Source organism: Paraburkholderia silviterrae, from assembly GCF_004353915.1.
Classification (GTDB): Bacteria; Pseudomonadota; Gammaproteobacteria; order Burkholderiales; family Burkholderiaceae; genus Paraburkholderia; species Paraburkholderia silviterrae.
This window is the reverse complement of the sequence record NZ_SMRP01000024.1, coordinates 28,210-45,354: the sequence shown is the minus strand read 5'-3', so window position 1 is coordinate 45,354 and position 17,145 is coordinate 28,210. Positions and strand designations below refer to the sequence as shown.

Here is a 17,145-nt window from a genome sequence, read left to right as displayed (position 1 = left end):
GAAGGAATCGGGAGCGAAGTATGACTGAAGAGAAGCCAGTGGCTTTAAGAGCTGGGGAGTTGCGCGAGCAGGGCCTGGCTGCACGCTACGACATCAACGAAGCGGAGGTCCTCATCAATGGGTCACAAGCTTTGTTGCGCGTGCTCTTGGCTCAACGCGAGATCGACCGCCGTGCTGGATGGAACACGGCCGGATATGTGTCGGGATATCGGGGCTCGCCTCTCGGCGGGTTCGATCTTGCACTCTGGAAGGCATCAGGCCAGCTCAAGCAAGCGAACATCGTCTTCCAGCCGGGGATCAACGAAGAACTGGCGCTGACCGCTGTAGGCGGCACACAGCAGCTTCAAACCTATGGGGCAGCGCGCGTCGAGGGCGTTTTTGCCATTTGGTATGGCAAAGGCCCGGGCGTAGACCGCGCTGGCGACGCCCTGAAGCACGCGAACTATGCCGGTACGCATCCGAGAGGCGGCGCGTTGGCTGTCTTTGGCGATGACCACCCAGGAAAGTCTTCCAGTGTCGCGCATCACAGCGAGCAGGCGATGGCGGCGCACAGCGTGCCGGTCCTGTATCCGTCCAACGTTCAGGAGAGCATGGAGTTCGGGCTTCTTGGCTTCGCGATGTCGCGTTACAGCGGCTCCTGGGTGGGCGTGAAGATGGTAAATGAGACCGCCGAGCAGACTGCGGTCGCACACCTCGACCTGGACACGTTCAAGCCGACGCTTCCTCCGAATGACGATCTGCTGCCGCCGGCGGGCGTTCACTACAGAGGGGAATATGCGCCGCTTCTGGATGAGGAGATCGTGCACAAGCACCGGCTACCGCTGGTGGCGCGTTTCGCGCGTGCCAATGGCATCGACACGGTCGCGGTGGGGGCGGAGGGGCCTCTTGGCATCGTCACTGCCGGTAAGGCCTATCAGGATGTGCGCCAGGCGCTGCGCATGCTCGGCCTCAGTGATGAGCGAGCACGGCAATTGGGGCTGGCAGTCTACAAAGTGGGGATGATCTGGCCACTGGAGGCGTTGGGACTAAAGGAATTTGCAGTGGGGCGAAAGGAGTTGCTCTTCGTTGAGGAGAAAGCAGCCTTCATGGAGCTCCAGGCGGCTACGGTGCTGTACAACGATTCGCAACGCCCAGCTATCACAGGCAAGCTGGATTTGCAGGGCCAGCAGTTAATCCCTTCGGAAAAGTCACTTGAGCCGGTGGATGTGGCGTTTGCAATTGCTGCACGGATGGATGCCCTTGGCTTGAGTGACGCCGCGCTGGCGGAAAGGGTCCGGGGTCTGCGTTCGTACAGAGGGGCATTAATCAGCATTGTTGAGGATGCGGAGAAGCGGCTGCCGTATTTTTGTTCGGGCTGCCCGCACAACGCGTCGACGAAGCTCCCCGAAGGTAGCGCAGCGATTGCCGGTATTGGATGTCATGGCATGGCGATGTGGGCCAAGCCACGCACGCACCTGAGCACGCAGATGGGCGGGGAAGGCTTGAACTGGGTGGGGCTCCAACCATTCACGGAGACACGTCATGTGTTCCAGAATCTCGGCGACGGCACCTATTTTCACTCCGGATCGCTCGCCATGCGCGCCGCGATCGCGAGCGGTGCAAATATCACCTTCAAGGTTCTTTTCAACGACGCCGTGGCGATGACGGGCGGTCAGCCGGTTGACGGTCAGCTAAGCGTTGGCCGGCTCGTTCAACAGGCGTTGGCGGAGGGCGTGAAGCGTGTTGTGGTGCTCACGGAAGATCTGGCGCGGTACGGGAAGAATAGCGGACTGCCGGCTGGCGTAGACGTGTTTGACCGAAAGGAACTGCAGCGGGTGCAGAAGGAGTTGCGGGACCAGCAAGGCTGCACGGTGATGGTCTATGACCAGACGTGTGCGGCGGAAAAGCGTCGTCGGCGCAAGAAAGGCACCTATCCGGATCCCGAGAAACGCGTATTCATCAACTCGGACGTATGCGAAGGGTGTGGCGACTGTTCCGCGCGCTCAGGTTGCGTCAGTATCGAGCCGCTCGAAACCCCACTGGGTCGCAAGCGCGTGGTGAACCAATCCAGTTGCAACAAGGACTTCAGTTGTGCAGAGGGTTTCTGTCCTTCGTTCGTCACCGTGCACGGTGCGCAGCTGAGAGGAAGAGAGCAGATCGAGCTTCCTGCGCAGCTTCTGCAGGAATTGCCGACTCCGGAGGTGGCGAAGATCGTGGACGGCTCATACGGCGTAATGATGGCCGGAATCGGGGGCACCGGGGTTGTTACGGTCAGTGCCGTCCTGGCGATGGCCGCATACCTCGAACACAAGGCTCCGTCGTCGTACGACATGACGGGCTTATCGCAGAAGAATGGCGCCGTGTTCAGCCATCTGAGAATAGCTAACCGCCCAGAGGACATTCACAGCCAGCGGCTCGGTCAAGGCGATGCGTCACTTATCCTGGCCTTCGACCTGGTAGCGGGGTTGGGGGATGAATCATTTCGAACGACCGGGAAACAGAGTCACTTCGTCGGAAATCGCGGGGTACAAGAGACCGCGAAGTTCGTCGCCGATCCCGATGCCCGGGTGGATGGGGACTTGCTCCAGAGGAAAGTGCTGCAGCGCATTTCCGCCCAACATTGTGCCTTCGTCGATGCCACGGCCCTGGCGCAGGCGCTGTTCGGCGACGTGATTGCGGCCAACATGTTCCTGTTGGGCGTCGCTGCGCAGCGTGGCTGGTTGCCCGTCGGGATCGCTTCTTTGGAGCGGGCAATAGAGCTGAATGGGGTTCAGATCGATTTCAACAAGCGCGCGTTTCGGGCGGGGAGATTGTGGGTCGCGCAGCCCGAGTTCAAGTTGACCGCAGCGGCAAAGTTTGACCATCGGCCCACTTCGAGCGAGTCAACCCTGGGCGAGATCGTGGCACACCGTACCGCTCTGCTGACTGACTATCAGGACGCACGCTATGCGCGCCGATATCAGGCGCTGGTGCAGCATGTCACCAAAGCAGAGGAGTCCGTGGTGCCTGGAAGTCAATCGCTGGCTCGCGCGGTGGCGAAAAACTTTGCGAAATTGCTGGCTTACAAGGACGAGTACGAAGTTGCCCGGTTGTACAGCCGACCCGAATTCATGCAGAAACTCGGACAGGAGTTTGCCGGGAAACTGCGCATTGGCATCCACCTGGCTCCGCCGATCTTCGCTCGCCGTGATGCAGAAACGGGGCTTCTGCAAAAGCGGGAGTACGGTAGCTGGGTACTGGTTGCAATGCGTGTACTCGCGAGATTCAAATGGCTTCGTGGTACAAAACTCGACCCGTTCGGCAGGACTACGGAACGTCGCGCTGAACGCGCGCTCATAGACCAGTACGAGCAAACGATGAAAATGGTCGTCGAGAAGCTCCGGCCGGAGAACCTCGCCGAAGCGGCAGCGCTTGCATTGCTTCCCGAAAAAATTCGCGGATACGGCCATGTGAAGGAAGCTGCCATGGTGGTTGCAGCCGCCAAGCGCAGCGCGCTTCTTGAGGACTTTCAGGCCGCAGGGTCGGCGCTGCGCCGTCCGGCAGTGGCTGTCCAGGCGGTCACCTCGGGGAGGTCTGCATGATGATGCCGTTGCAGAGCGCGGCCCCAGTTCACGCGAAAGTGAGGTTGGAACGGTATGGCGAACTGGCGGTGGCGGTCATCGACAATCAACCGGTCAACGCGCTCTCGCGGGATGTCATTGTCGACCTTGACCGCGCCATTACCTCGTTTGAGGCGGATCGTAGTCTGCGAGCCTTGATTCTGATGGCCGAGGGACGAACCTTCGTGGCTGGTGGGGACATAGGGGCGTTCGACGAGCCTGGCTTTTCGACAGAACCTTTTAATCGCGTCCTCGAGAGGATCGAGGCGTTGGAGCGGCCGGTAGTTGCTGCGTTGCACGGCACCGTGTTGGGTGGGGGCCTGGAACTTGCACTGGCGTGCCATTGGCGCGTTGCCACCGAAGGTGTGCAACTTGGTTTTCCCGAGGTGAAGATTGGCCTGATTCCGGGATCAACCGGAACACAGCGACTGCCGCGTCTGATCGGTGTGGAAAAGGCGCTGGAGATGATTTCCAGTGGCCGCAGCATCGACAGCAGGGTGGCGCTGCGCGAGGGACTTGTTGACGTGGTAACCGGCGCCTCGCTCAAGGATTCCGCCTTTGCATTTGTGCGGGATCTGCTTGCGCGGGGCGCACGAGTGCCACGGTTGAGCCAGCTACCCGTTCGTTTCGACGCCGTGCCCGACGGCCTTTTCGCAACGGCGTTGGCCAGGGCACGCAAAGAGCGGGCAGCTTACCCGGCGGCTGTAGCGGCCGTTGAGGCGGTGCTCGCGTCCAGCCTGCCTTACCCGGACGGTGTGGAAGTGGAGGCACGTCTATTCGAGGCGCTACGGCATTCGCGCCAGTCCAGGGCACTGCGACACCTTTTCTTCGCGCGGCGCGAAGCACCCAGGATTCCCGGCCTGCCCCGGGACGTCGAACCACGCGAGATCCGGTCGGTAGGCGTGATCGGTGCAGGTACGATGGGGCGCGGCATCGCCGTGAACTTCCTCAATGCGGGAATGCCCACGGTACTAATCGAGACGTCCCAGGCCGCGCTGGATTTGGCGTTCGAGAGAATCGGCGAGCTCTACCTGGCGAGCGTCGCCAAAGGTAAGCTCACCCAGGCGCAAATGCAGCAGCGTATGCAGTTGCTGTCGGGCTCGACGTCTTATACCGCGCTGACTGGCTGCGATCTCGTGATCGAGGCGGTGTATGAGGACATGGCGCTGAAGAAGCAGGTGTGTGCGCATCTTGGTGCGGTTTGCGCTCCCGGCGTGATCATCGCAACCAACACGTCGACGCTCGATGTCGATGCGCTGGCGAAAGCAAGCGGCCGTGAGAGCGATTTCATCGGAATGCACTTTTTTTCGCCGGCACATGTAATGAAACTGCTGGAGGTCATTCGCGGTGCGCAAACGTCGGCGCAGGTGCTCGCGACGAGCATGCAGCTGGCCCGCCGCATCGGCAAGACTGCTGTTGTGTCGGGCGTGTGCTACGGCTTCATTGGCAACCGCATGGCCGAGGTCTACATGCGGGAGGCCGAGTTCCTCATGATGGAGGGCGCCTCGCCAGCACAAGTCGACGCTGCGGTGGAAGAACTCGGAATGTCTATGGGGCCGTGCCGGATGCTGGACATGGCCGGGATAGACGTTGGCGCCAAAACGGTGATCGAGTGCGGCTTGGTTGGCGGCTTGCCGCCGGATGCGGGCTATCGGGCCCTTGTGCGCCGTCTGTTTGAACTCGGTCGCTATGGTCAGAAGACAGGTGCGGGTTACTACCGCTATGAAGGGCGCACGCCGCTCCCCGATCCGCAGACGCAGCGGATTGCTCGCGAGCTGGCCATCGAGCACAACATCCCACAGCGAACCGACATCGGTTCCCAGGAGATCGTCGAGCGATTGCTCTACCCCATGATCAATGAAGCCGCCAGGATCCTGGAGGAGGGAATCGCATACCGGCCCGGTGACATCGACGTGGTGTGGACCGCCGGATACGGCTTTCCAGACCATCAAGGCGGCCTGCTGTTCTACGCGGATGAAATTGGCATTCGCACGGTTGTGGCGAGACTGGAGGCGTACGCGCGCAAACTCGGCAATCGCTTTGGCTACTGGACCCCCGCAAATCTGCTGGTGCAATTGGCCTCCAGCGGCAACAGAATCACAGAGTGGAGGCGCTCGTCATGAGAGAGGCCGTTATCGTATCTACCGCCCGTACAGGCATCGCTAAAGCGTACCGTGGCACGCTGAATTGCACAAAATCTCCGTCGATGCTGGGCCATGTAATTGCCCACGCTGTTGAACGAGCCGGTATCGAAGGATTCGAGGTGGACGACGTGGTAATCGGCACGGTACTCGCAGCGGGGACGGCCGGAATGAACGTCGCACGCAGCGCTGCGCTTGCCGCTGGGCTGCCACCCTCCGTGGCCGCGCAAACTACGGATCGTCAATGTGCGTCGGGATTGATGGCGATCGCGACAGCTGCGAAGCAGATTGTCGTAGACGGTATGGACATTGTGGTTGGCGGTGGGCAAGAAAACATCAGCGCGGTGCAAAAGCGCTATTTCGAATGGGCCTCTGCTGAACAGGATCCCGAAGTTATCGCTCGCGCCGCGCATGCCTACCTCCCCATGCTCCAGACCGCCGAACTGGTGGCGGCGAAGTATGGGGTGTCCCGCGAGTCACAGGACGAATATGCGTACCAGTCGCAGCGCCGCACGGCGCTGGCGCAGGCGACGGGGCGCTTTGACGCCGAGATTGTTCCATTCGAAACGACCATGTCTATCCGGAATAAGGATACCGGTGAGGTTGAATATCAAAAGAAGCTTCTATACAGAGATGAAGGGAACCGGCCAGAAACGGCGCTCGACGACCTGGCAGCGTTAAAACCCGTGGTGGAGCGCGGCACGGTCACGGCGGGCAATGCGAGCCAGCTCTCGGATGGAGCGTCGGCCTGTGTGCTAATGGAGGCGAGGGCCGCCTTGCGGCGTGGTCTACAACCCCTCGGTTTATACCGGGGAATGGCGGTAGCCGGGTGTGCTCCTGAGGAGATGGGAATTGGTCCCGTTTATGCCATCCCCAAACTGCTGAGGCAACATGGATTGCATCCCGACGACATCGATCTGTGGGAGCTGAACGAAGCATTTGCGTGTCAGGCGATCTATTGCCGCGATCGGCTCGGTATCGATCCCGAGAAGTACAACGTCAATGGTGGTGGAATTTCAATTGGGCATCCTTATGGAATGACCGGATCCCGCCTGGTCGGACATGCCCTGATCGAAGGAAAGCGCCGTGGCGCGAAGCGTGTCGTCGTGACCATGTGCGTGGGTGGGGGTATGGGCGCGGCCGCGCTCTTCGAGGTTGGGTGAGTGCCGGTGTCCAGCGACGAAGCTGGAAGGCCAGGGCGTGGCCAGGATGGCGAACCGGACGTCTGCAAAGGACAGGCCGGAGTGCCCGCATCCTTCATTTTGATCTCAACGCGGTGTTGGAGTCTCCGGTTGCTATTCGCGTAAGGAAAACGATATGGGCGATGTCTCGATTCCGACCCAGCATCACCAGCTCAAAGCGTATCTGGCCACGCCGGCGGGGCAGGGACCGTGGCCTGGCGTCATCGTGCTTCATGACATCTTCGGCCTGACGGACGTGACGCGCGGCCATGCCGACTGGCTGGCGCAGGAAGGGTATCTCGCGGTGGCGCCTGACCTGTTTTCATGGGGTGGACGCATCCGTTGCATCCGTGCCTTGATGCAGGATCTGGCGGCACGCAGGGGGGCGGCGTTCGACGATGTCGACGCCGTGCGACAGTGGCTTGCGGATCGCTCCGATTGCGGCAGCAAGATCGGCATCATCGGATTCTGCGCGACGGGCGGCTTCGCGATTCTGTTGTCGGCAGGTCACGGATTTTCGGCGGCGGCACCCAACTATGGCCAGGTTCCAAACGACATCGATGCGATCCTGAACGGCGCCTGTCCGATGGTCGCGAGCTACGGCGGTCGCGACAGGACGCTCAAAGGCGCCGCAGCGCGGCTGAGCGGTGCCCTCGAACGGCGCCAGATCGAGTGCGACGTCAAAGAGTACCCCAACGCCGGGCATTCCTTCCTCGACGACCACACGGGCCTGATTGGCGTGCTCGGTGCCGTCCTCGGATCGAGCTACAGGGACGAGGACGCGGCTGACGCGCGAAGCCGCATCCGGACGTTTTTCGCGCACCATCTCGCGCCGTCGACAAGTTGACAGCGCCGTGAACGCCATGGATCTGGCGGCAAGTCCACAACCGTACAAAAGCGAACACACCGGAAAACCGGTGTCATACAGGAGACACTCAGATGCAAACGAACATCACGGCGGACTCGCCCCCGCGTGCCACTCCCAGCCCGGGGGCCGATATCACGCTCGGGCCACAGATTTCCGCGCGCATCGATCGACTACCGGCCACGCGGCACATGTGGATGCTGGTATTGCTGATCTCCCTGGGCGGTTTTTTCGAGGTCTATGACCTGATATTTACCGGTTATATCGCGCCGGGAATGGTGAAGAGCGGATTGCTATATACCACGACAAAGGCTTTCTTTGGCATGACGGGTATTGGCGCGTTCATCGCTGCGACCTTTGCCGGGCTGTTTGTCGGGACGTTCGGGCTGAGCTGGATGCCCGACCGATACGGACGTCGCGCTGTCTTTACTTTCTCGCTGCTTTGGTATTCGGTCAGTTCGGCGATCATGGCATTGCAAACCACGTCGGATGGATTGCTGCTCTGGCGATTTATCACGGGCATTGGCATGGGTATCGAAATGATTACCATCGACACCTACGTGACAGAGATCGTGCCGCAGCAGATGCGCGGGCGCTCGATCGCCTTCAACCAGATGGTCATGCTGGTTGCCGCGCCGGTTGCCGCGATCCTTTCGTGGTGGCTCGTGCCTCAGACGGTTTTCGGACTGGATGGATGGCGCGTGGTTGTGTTGGCGGGTTCGGTTGGTGCCGTCGTTGTCTGGTTTATCCGGCGCAAGGTGCCCGAGAGCCCGCGCTGGCTCGCCGATCATGGCCGGGTGGCTGAAAGTGAGCGGATCATCAGCAAGATGGAATCGACCATCATCAAGCAGTCGGGGTTGCCGCTGGCGCCGCCCAGGACCGTCAGTGTTCAGCCTGCGCAACAGCCCATTACGCTGGTCGGCTTGTGGCGAACGCCTTACCGCTCGCGTTTGATCATGCTGACCGTATTCAACCTCTTCCAGGCGATCGGATATCACGGCTTCGTGAATTGGGTTCCAACGCTGCTTATTGCTCAAGGCATTACACTGACCAAAAGTCTCCTGTATTCGTTCATCATCGCCTTTGCGATGCCTGCGGGGCCTTTGCTCGGCATGCTGTACGCGGACAGGATACAGCGAAAATACCTCATCGTTGGCAGCGCGCTGGCCATCAGCATTTTCGGAATTGCATTCGGCCAAATCAGATCGACGGTTCCGCTAGTTCTCTGCGGCATCCTGATTAGCCTTGCTGCGCAAACGATGGCGGTCTCCTTCCATGCCTACCAGTCCGAGCTGTTTCCGACCGCTCTGCGCGGACGAGCCAGCGGGATTGTCTATTCGGCGAGCCGCATTAGTGCGATGTTCTCGGGATTCATTATTGCGGCCCTGCTGAAGGGGTTCGGCGTCAGCGGCGTGTTTGTTGGCGTTACGGCTGCAATGATTGTCGTTGTTATCTCTATCGGGGTTTTCGGCCCAAAAACCAATGGCGTTTCGCTTGAGCATTTGAACCCTTGAGCAACCGGGCGCGTCGCCCATTTCCGGAGCGCGAGACAGGGCGGTGGTGTGCTGTGCCACTGCCTTGGCACGGAGCTACGGATTTCGGGCCGGTGGGGTGAAGGCTTGTCACGCTGATCGGACGAATCCAGTCCTCGCGGAAAGTCCGCTGGCGCACTCGCCTTCATGACGGCACCGATTGCCGGGATCGGGTCGGTTGGAAGGGGCATTTTTGTCAAGCTACGCTCAACTTTAGTTTGTGTTCAGCAGGCGTGTCCCTTTCTAGAATGCGCACATGAACTCCCATTTTTAAAGGAGGTGAGCCGGAAAATGTTGTTGTGGTTGTAGATGTCACTGCATTCGTGAGAGCGCTGTCCTATTCCGGTCAAATCGCCGTTCTGCAGGTCAAGAAAAATACTGCGGCGACCGGCCAGGAGATCTGGCATTAGTCTATAAAATACTAAGGAATACTGATATGGTTTGGAGACAAGGCAGGAATATTCTGGGTGGGGCTGTGATCGGCGCGCTGTCTATTTCCGCGCAGGCCCAATCTAAAGTTACCCTTTATGGTCTGATCGACGAAGGCATCATGTATCAGAGCAACGTTGGGGGCGCGACCGGTGGGAAGAAGTTCTCTCTCGATGCGGCGAGCGGCATCCAGGGAAGCCGCTGGGGCATGTCGGGCGCGGAGGATCTGGGTGGCGGCCTGAACGCGGTCTTTACGCTCGAGTCCGGAGTGAATATCAACAACGGCGCGTTTGGTCAAGGTGGTACAGCATTCGGACGACAAGCCTTTCTTGGCGTTAGCAGTTCACGATACGGCAGCCTGACACTCGGGCGGCAGTACGACATGATCTTGTACTTTGGCCAGCCCTATACGACAGCTGGCATGGTGGGATCGGTCCTCTTCGACCATCCCGGCGATCTCGACAACACAGGCAATTCGATACGGGCGAACAACGCGGTTCGGTACATGAGTCCAGACTTTAACGGGCTTACGTTCGGCGGCGAATATAGCGTCGGCGGTGTGGCTGGCAACGTCACGGCCAGTAGCGGCTATTCGCTTGGTACGGCATACGCACGAGGGCCTCTCTCGGTAGGGGCCGCGTTTTCCTACTTCAAGAACCCGACATCGGCTACAGCAGGTGGGGGCTTTTTCACAGATAACGCCAATGGCGCGACGACGCTTGCCTATTCGCTGAACAGGGGCTATGCAAGCGCAAACGCCTATCAGGTGGCCGTCGTCGGAATCAAGTACACAATCGGGTCGGTCGAACTCGCCACGTCGTACTCGAACACCCAGTATGGGAATCTGGGGCCGTCTCTTCTGGGTGGCACAGCACGCTTTAACAATGTCGACTTCTCCGTTAAGTACACCTACGGACCGTCGCTGTTCCTTTCCGCAGGTTACGACTATCTGATCGGAAAAGGCGTCACCACGGCAAACGGGAGAACGGTTGGCAATCAACACTACAACCAGGTCAGCCTGATGGCGGATTACTTCTTGTCCAAGCGCACCGATGTCTATGCCGGAGCTGCATGGCAGCGTGCTTCGGGAACGTCTTCGACAGGTGCGCCAGCTGTTGCGGATATCACGAACCTGGGTGATTCGTCGAACAACCACCAGATCGTGGTGCGCGTGGCAATGCGTCACAAGTTCTGAAAGCGAGGCGAACCGGGGTCACTTGCTGACGGAGGCAATTACGCGTGGCGCCGGCGTCACGCGCGTGCTCCGATAGGTTGCTATGCGAGGGCATTTGGCCATTCGTTGGCGTTTAGGAGCATGACGAAGACAGCCAGCAATGCGCCTCCGTGGCGCGCATGCGATGACTCAGGAGATTGAAATGGCATTCAATTTAGAGGCATTAGAACAAATCCGGCAACGGAAGGCGCAATACTGTCGTTATCTGGATACGAAGCAATTCGATGCGTGGGAAAGCGTCTTCAAGCCCGACGCAAAGGTCATCTTCTACAGTCCCGATAGCTCCGTGATAGCCGAATTCAATTCGATCGCCGAGCTATCAGCAGTATCCCGCAAGCTCTTCGCCACCACGCAGACAATCCACCAGACCCATAATTCCGAAATTGACTTCAAGTCCCCCGTCGAGGCGAGCGCAATCTGGTCAATGGAAGACTGGCACGTCTACGCGCCCGAAGGCGACAATCCATCGAAGACCATGCACGGCTACGGGTTTTACTACGATACCTGGGAACTTGTAAGCGGCGAGTGGAAGATCGCCCGTCTGGAGCTTCGCCGCAATATCGTGATGTACGGTCGACTGCCAGGCAACGGGACTGGGACGCACGGGCTCGGCCAGAGTTGAGGGTCCCGGCCATTCCTGCGTGATAAACAGCAACGAGGCTAACGTGCGTGCCTTTGCGCTTCCCAGCTTTGGGGAGGTCACAACATCAGCATGAATTCAGTGTCGGTGATCGCCAAGATCGACTCAGGAGATGCCAACGTATACAGCGACGAGAAAAAGGTGACGCTCACCTGCGAGTTCTCAGATTCACCTGCCGACCTTACCTTGGACGTAGGGAGGGCAACGACGCTCGTGGCAGAGTATTGTCAACGGCCGCCGGCACTCTGAAGATCTGGAAGGTTTTCGACTGCAAAGGCAGCAAGCCGACCGAGGACGCTAGAGCTGTTGGCGCACCATCCAACGGCGTTTGGCGTGGAAAGCCTGCTCGACCTTAAGGAGAGGATCTGCAGGCACTGCCCATCCTGCGGTGAAATATCTGCAGATGAGGGGTATTGTTAGCAACTCTGTTGCAAGCAATGTACTTTTCCCTCTCCGTCGAAGTCCCCGGCTATTCTGAATGCTGGTTATCAACTTTACTGTCACGAATCACTTATGAAGCCGTTGATTGCAGCAATCGCGACCTGTCTCGCACTGTCAGCCGGTGGGGCCTTGGCTGGAACTGTCGACGTCGACTACAGGAATGCAACCTTCCGCATCGACAACGAAGAGGTGAAGTTGTCGAACGGCGAGCGAGCAGTGCCGGCTGCGCCTGGCTCGGCGATGCAGCACGTGACGCGTGTGTTCGGCAAGCCCGTCGGTGGCCGGCCGGACTCGAGGCCTGCTACTGCGGTATTCCTGGCGGACGAACCAGGTGGTAGCGGCATCTTTTACTACGTTGCGGTGGCGTCCAGTGACTGCAGCAAGACCAACGCTGTCTTCCTTGGCGACCGCATCGTGCCGCGGTCGATTGTGTTCCATGGCCGCTCCATCGTCGTCACCTACCTGGACCGAAAACCGGACGAACCCATGGCTGCCGTACCCAAGGTGACGAAGAGCATGACGCTTGGCTTTGATTCCAAAACTTGCCAGCTCGCCGAATACGAACACGGAGGCCAGCAGACTGGAGCAAATCATGTAAGCGGGGCCGGCCGTCAGGCGCTCCGGTAACCGCGCGCGAACCAGCCTCCCTTGCGGGAGGGGCGGGCTCTTGCGCCTCCTGCTGTCGCGTCGCTTTTCAATGTCTGCGACGGTTTCGTCGTCTCCTCAAATAAACCCCCAGGTGCTCACGCTCGCTGACCCGCCTGGAGCCGTCGATATGCGAGCTAGCTTCAGTCGGCAAGGTGAGCCGAATACAGATCGACTAACCAGTCGATAAAAATGTCTACCCGCTTTGGCTTGGTTCGATTCGGCAAATACACGATGGACAGAGGGCGGGGACTCAATGGATAGTCCCTCAGAACTTTGCGTAATCGGCCGGCTCGCACATGAGCGTCGAGTATCAAGGTGCTTCCTTGTATCAAACCAATGCCCGCAAGTCCGCATGCCACATAGGCATCCTGGTCGTTCACCAGGACCGTGCTCTTCAGCGAAACTGAACGTACCTCGTTGTCCTCAAGAAATTCCCAATTTCTGATGCGGCCTGACTTCGTGACGTAACTGATGCCGATGTGATCGCGGAGGTCCTCCGGCGTGATGGGCTCGCCATGGTGCTGGATATAGTCGGGTGAAGCGAACGTTAGTGTTTTGTAAAGTCCCACTGTTTTCGCGACCAGTCCAAGATCGCTCACAGGTCCCACGCGCAGGGCGCAGTCCAGCCCTTCTTCAACCAGATCGGGGTGCTGATCGGCAATGCTGATGTCCAGCCGAATATCTGGATTACTGGCGAAAAATTTTGGCAGTTCCGGGATAACGCTCGACTTCGCGATTAACGCCGGCATGCTGACGCGGACTATGCCGCTTTGGCTTCCCCTGGAAGCCTGAACATCGGCATCCATTTCGTCTAAATCCCGAAGAAGCGCCACGCAACGCTCGTAGTAGCGAAGGCCGGCATCTGTCGGCCTGCTTCGACGAGTCGTGCGGTTAAGCAGCTTCACGCCGAGATCCTGCTCAAGAGCTTGAACCATACGGGTCACGTGAGTTGTCGACGCGTGCAGTACTTCGGCGGCTCCGGTGAAGCTGGTCGCTTCGACTACCTTCACGTACACCTTCATTGCGGAGATCTTGTCCATGGCGTTGTGGTCTTGTCGCGGTCGTAGATTGCATGCTGGGCTTTACTCACATTCTCGACTATCGCCTGTGCCGAAGTGTCCTCGTTGGGTCATTTGAAGCTCAGGCTCGCCGTTCAGCGGATAAGTGTAAGGTCCCTGGCTCGCCCAGCGGCCTGAACGGTACATAGGCGATGCTGGGCGAGGGTGTCGACCAACGGCTCGTCACTCGCGATGCTTTGCGCAAACCGGCAATTGTCGGGAATCTTGCAATTTCGATGGCCTTTCACCGCGAATCTATAAATTTGAAATAAACAGAAATGATCTGTAAATAAATCAGTTATAGATTTGTAATTTATGTGCGTTTGCACCATTTTGACTAATGATGCAGAAGCGCTGGAACCATTGTGGTGCTGGGTCTTCAGGCTTTAGAGTTAATGCTCTAAACAACGTTTTCTGACATCAAAAAAAGTTTGCTTAACTGCTTTTTGTTTTGCTATCTTTCGATGCGCTGAAACAAAAATGAAACACGCCACTGCTTGTCCGACATCCAGCGGGATGTTTCGACAGGCAATACGGGCTTATTGTTTGGCCGGATGATACAGAGCGTGCACGATATTGAATTAGTAGAACTACTTATATCGTGCCGCTCGGCAAGGCTGCGTGCGTCGCGCAGTAGCCCCGCCGCTTTCACGTGGGGTTTTTACGTATATGGTTCGTAGTCCGATTGAATTTAAGGCTTTAACCGGTTCTGTCAGGCGGACGGTCATGCAATGACACGGATTCGCTGCGGCCACGATTTGGGCGCGCTGCGCCCGAGGGAGCGAAGGTGGTGATGAAAGTGCAAGTGGAAGTGCCAGCCGGTGGCGCGCGCTCGGGTGGGCCTGGCCGTCCGCGCGAGTTCGGACGCAAGCAGCAAAACCCCATGCGCCGCTACGGTGGGATTGGGGCAGTCGTGGTCCTGCACGCCGTGCTTATCTACGCGTTGGTCAATGGGCTCGCCACCAAGGTCGTGCAGGTCATCCAGCATCCCATTGAAACGAAGATCATCGAGCCGGTGAAGCCGCCGCCGCCTCCGCCGCTGCCCACTGTGCAGTTGCCGCCGCCTAAGTTCGCGCCGCCGCCCCCGCCGTTCGTGCCGCCGCCCGAAGTGCCGGTGCAGGCGCCGCCGCAGGCGACCATCACGCATCAGGCTGCACCCGTCGTGAGCGCGCCGGTCACCGCGCCGCCCGCGCCTCCCGCACCCGTGCAGGCGAAGCCCGTGAGTCACGAAGTCGGCGTCGTGTGCCCGAACTCGGACGAGATCCGTTCGTCGATTCGCTATCCGAAGGAGGCACAGGAAAACGGCGTGACCGGCGACGTGCTTATCGAATTCGTCGTGGACCCGCAAGGCCACGTGACGAATGAACGCGTGGCGCAGTCGGCCAGCGACGACAGCCTCGACGCTGCCGCATTCAACGCAGTGAAGAGGTTCAATTGCATTTCGCAGGGTCAGCCGGTGCGCGTGCAAGTTCCGTTCTCGTTCAGTCTCAACTGATACGCACGGACTTCACGTAACGGATGGCGAGTCACTACCCAAGGTTTTAGAAGTTCAACGGATGAACTGGAGCAGGCATGAAAAAGCGTTCCTACGCCGCACTGGCGGCCAGCATGTTGATCGCCGTAGCCACGGTCGATACCTTTGTCGCTCCGCAGCTTGCCAACGCGCAGGCTAGCGACGCCACTGCCGCCGCGTCGGCGAGCGCGATCGCCGCCGCATCGGCGCCGGCCATCGCGGCGCTAGCGGCACCGGCATCCGCCGCGGCCGCGGACCAGCCCGCACCGCCGCCCGCACCGGCGACCTCCGAGACCGTCACGAACCCGTATGGCCTCGGCGCGCTCTGGAAGAACGGCGATTTTGTCGCGCGCTTCGTGCTGTTGCTGCTCGTGGTGATGTCGATGGGCAGCTGGTACATCATGATCACCAAGTTCTTCGAGCAGTTCCGTGCCAATCGCCGTGCGAAGCGTGCGGATGAGCAGCTCTGGAGCGCGTCGTCGCTCGCCGATGGCGCGAAGCAGCTCGAGGAATCGTCGCCGTTCCGCTTCATCGCCGAAACCGCGATCGAGGCCGGTGCGCATCACGACGAAGCGCTGCTCGAAGCCGTCGACCGCAATACGTGGATCGACGTCTCGGTCGAGCGCGCCATCACCAACGTGTCGAACCGTATGCAGGACGGCCTCGCGTTCCTTGGCACCGTGGGCTCGACCGCGCCGTTCGTTGGCCTGTTCGGCACGGTTTGGGGCATCTATCACGCGCTGACCGCCATCGGCATCGCGGGCCAGGCTTCGATCGACAAGGTCGCGGGCCCGGTGGGTGAAGCACTCATCATGACGGCCATCGGTCTGGGTGTGGCCGTGCCGGCCGTGCTCGGCTACAACTTCCTCGTGCGTCGCAATAAGGCGGTGATGGAGCGTGTGCGCGGCTTCGGCGCGCAACTGCACACGGTCCTGCTGGCCGGCGGCAAGCGCGCCGCGCGCACCGCACCGCGCGCCGTGATGGCCGACTGAGCGAGGGGCACGCCATGGCCATGAGCGTTGGAGGGGAAGGCGGCGACGACGAGGTGATCTCGAGCATCAACACCACGCCGCTCGTCGACGTGATGCTGGTCTTGCTGATCATCTTCCTGATCACGATTCCAGTGGTCACGCACACCGTGCCGTTGCAGTTGCCCAAGGAGACGGTGCAGCCGCTGCAGACAACGCCGAAGAGCATCGAGATCGCAGTGAACCGCGATGGCGACTTCTTCTGGAACGAGACGCTGGTGGATGGTCCGACGCTGCTCGCGCGCCTGAAGTCGGTCTCGGAGCAGCAGCCGCAGCCTGAGGTGCACGTGCGCGGCGACCAGGGCACACGTTACGAGTTCATCGGGCGCGTGATCACGTCCTGCGAGCGCGCCGGGATCGCGAAAGTGTCATTCATTACGGAGCCGCCTGCGCGCGGCGGTTAAAGGGTAAAGAGGGGGCGGTTATGGGCATGAATGTATCGTCGGGTGGCGGCAGCGAACCCGAAGTGATGGTGGATATCAACACCACGCCGTTGATCGACGTGATGCTGGTGTTGCTGATCATGCTGATCATCACCATTCCGATCCAGATGCACGCGGTCAAGATGAATCTGCCAGTGGGCAACCCGCCGCCTCCGGCCGTACAGCCGGAGGTGGTGCAGATCGATATCGACTTCGACGGCACCACCACCTGGAATGGCACCCTCGTACCGGACCAGGCGGCGCTCGAGCAGCGCTTCGCGCAGGTCGCGGCTGAGCCCGTGCAGGCGGAGATCCACCTGCGTCCGAACCGGCTCGCGCCGTACAGGGACGTGGCCGAAGTCATGGCGGCGGCGCAGCGCGAAGGCGCAACGAAGATCGGCCTGATCGGCAACGAGCAGTACATGCAGTGAGGAA

Annotated in this window: 13 protein-coding genes; 12 read left to right on the top strand and 1 reads right to left on the bottom strand. The window is 59.8% G+C overall.

What is annotated here, in order from left to right; all coding sequences use genetic code 11:
• Positions 1–20: 20 nt before the first annotated feature.
• The 8 genes from EYW47_RS31740 to EYW47_RS31705 all read left to right on the top strand — a co-directional run bounded on the left by EYW47_RS31740 (position 21) and on the right by EYW47_RS31705 (position 12,668).
• The gene (locus EYW47_RS31740) at positions 21–3,560 is read left to right on the top strand and encodes an indolepyruvate ferredoxin oxidoreductase family protein (protein ID WP_133198768.1); all 3,540 of its coding nucleotides are present in this window, start codon (positions 21–23) and stop codon (positions 3,558–3,560) included.
• A complete protein-coding gene (locus EYW47_RS31735) occupies positions 3,557–5,701 on the top strand; it encodes a 3-hydroxyacyl-CoA dehydrogenase NAD-binding domain-containing protein (protein WP_240764000.1) in 2,145 nt (714 codons plus the stop codon). The genes EYW47_RS31740 and EYW47_RS31735 overlap by 4 nt, the downstream gene beginning before the upstream one ends.
• The gene (locus EYW47_RS31730; RefSeq protein WP_133198767.1) at positions 5,698–6,882 is read left to right on the top strand and encodes an acetyl-CoA C-acyltransferase; all 1,185 of its coding nucleotides are present in this window, start codon (positions 5,698–5,700) and stop codon (positions 6,880–6,882) included. Before EYW47_RS31735 ends, EYW47_RS31730 begins: the two co-directional genes overlap by 4 nt.
• Positions 6,883–7,036: 154 nt before the next feature.
• Positions 7,037–7,747, top strand: coding sequence for a dienelactone hydrolase family protein (locus tag EYW47_RS31725; protein ID WP_133198766.1), 711 nt, complete (start codon positions 7,037–7,039; stop codon positions 7,745–7,747).
• 92 nt (positions 7,748–7,839) lie between these two features.
• Positions 7,840–9,279, top strand: a complete 1,440-nt coding sequence (locus tag EYW47_RS31720; RefSeq protein ID WP_133198765.1) for an MFS transporter — start codon at positions 7,840–7,842, stop codon at positions 9,277–9,279.
• A 454-nt stretch (positions 9,280–9,733) separates the two neighbouring features.
• Complete coding sequence (locus tag EYW47_RS31715) at positions 9,734–10,921, top strand: porin (protein ID WP_133198764.1); 1,188 nt, start codon at positions 9,734–9,736, stop codon at positions 10,919–10,921.
• 181 nt (positions 10,922–11,102) lie between these two features.
• On the top strand, positions 11,103–11,582 hold the full coding sequence (locus EYW47_RS31710) for a nuclear transport factor 2 family protein (protein ID WP_165976731.1): 480 nt from the start codon (positions 11,103–11,105) through the stop codon (positions 11,580–11,582).
• Positions 11,583–12,113: 531 nt separating this feature from the next.
• Positions 12,114–12,668 (top strand): hypothetical protein, encoded by a 555-nt coding sequence (locus tag EYW47_RS31705; protein ID WP_133198762.1) that lies wholly within the window; start codon positions 12,114–12,116, stop codon positions 12,666–12,668.
• Between the two features lie 161 nt (positions 12,669–12,829).
• On the opposite strand, the gene EYW47_RS31700 is transcribed toward EYW47_RS31705, so the two are convergent.
• Positions 12,830–13,729, bottom strand: a complete 900-nt coding sequence (locus EYW47_RS31700) for a LysR family transcriptional regulator (RefSeq protein ID WP_133198761.1) — start codon at positions 13,727–13,729, stop codon at positions 12,830–12,832.
• 811 nt (positions 13,730–14,540) lie between these two features.
• Between EYW47_RS31700 and EYW47_RS31695 the strand changes: the two genes are divergently transcribed.
• The 4 genes from EYW47_RS31695 to EYW47_RS31680 all read left to right on the top strand — a co-directional run bounded on the left by EYW47_RS31695 (position 14,541) and on the right by EYW47_RS31680 (position 17,141).
• Entirely contained in the window at positions 14,541–15,242 is a 702-nt protein-coding gene (locus EYW47_RS31695; protein ID WP_133198760.1) for an energy transducer TonB, read from the top strand.
• A 77-nt stretch (positions 15,243–15,319) separates the two neighbouring features.
• On the top strand, positions 15,320–16,252 hold the full coding sequence (locus EYW47_RS31690) for a MotA/TolQ/ExbB proton channel family protein (RefSeq protein WP_133198759.1): 933 nt from the start codon (positions 15,320–15,322) through the stop codon (positions 16,250–16,252).
• A 14-nt stretch (positions 16,253–16,266) separates the two neighbouring features.
• Positions 16,267–16,692, top strand: coding sequence for an ExbD/TolR family protein (locus tag EYW47_RS31685; protein WP_028220784.1), 426 nt, complete (start codon positions 16,267–16,269; stop codon positions 16,690–16,692).
• A 20-nt stretch (positions 16,693–16,712) separates the two neighbouring features.
• Complete coding sequence (locus tag EYW47_RS31680) at positions 16,713–17,141, top strand: ExbD/TolR family protein (protein WP_133198758.1); 429 nt, start codon at positions 16,713–16,715, stop codon at positions 17,139–17,141.
• Positions 17,142–17,145: the final 4 nt, after the last annotated feature.

Coding starts and splice junctions, on each gene's coding strand:
- EYW47_RS31700 (WP_133198761.1), bottom strand. CDS start 13,729: ATGGACAAGATCTCCGCAATGAAGGTGTACGTGAAGGTAGTCGAAGCG.
- EYW47_RS31725 (WP_133198766.1), top strand. CDS start 7,037: ATGGGCGATGTCTCGATTCCGACCCAGCATCACCAGCTCAAAGCGTAT.
- EYW47_RS31730 (WP_133198767.1), top strand. CDS start 5,698: ATGAGAGAGGCCGTTATCGTATCTACCGCCCGTACAGGCATCGCTAAA.
- EYW47_RS31740 (WP_133198768.1), top strand. CDS start 21: ATGACTGAAGAGAAGCCAGTGGCTTTAAGAGCTGGGGAGTTGCGCGAG.
- EYW47_RS31720 (WP_133198765.1), top strand. CDS start 7,840: ATGCAAACGAACATCACGGCGGACTCGCCCCCGCGTGCCACTCCCAGC.
- EYW47_RS31690 (WP_133198759.1), top strand. CDS start 15,320: ATGAAAAAGCGTTCCTACGCCGCACTGGCGGCCAGCATGTTGATCGCC.
- EYW47_RS31680 (WP_133198758.1), top strand. CDS start 16,713: ATGGGCATGAATGTATCGTCGGGTGGCGGCAGCGAACCCGAAGTGATG.
- EYW47_RS31715 (WP_133198764.1), top strand. CDS start 9,734: ATGGTTTGGAGACAAGGCAGGAATATTCTGGGTGGGGCTGTGATCGGC.
- EYW47_RS31735 (WP_240764000.1), top strand. CDS start 3,557: ATGATGATGCCGTTGCAGAGCGCGGCCCCAGTTCACGCGAAAGTGAGG.
- EYW47_RS31705 (WP_133198762.1), top strand. CDS start 12,114: ATGAAGCCGTTGATTGCAGCAATCGCGACCTGTCTCGCACTGTCAGCC.
- EYW47_RS31685 (WP_028220784.1), top strand. CDS start 16,267: ATGGCCATGAGCGTTGGAGGGGAAGGCGGCGACGACGAGGTGATCTCG.
- EYW47_RS31695 (WP_133198760.1), top strand. CDS start 14,541: ATGAAAGTGCAAGTGGAAGTGCCAGCCGGTGGCGCGCGCTCGGGTGGG.
- EYW47_RS31710 (WP_165976731.1), top strand. CDS start 11,103: ATGGCATTCAATTTAGAGGCATTAGAACAAATCCGGCAACGGAAGGCG.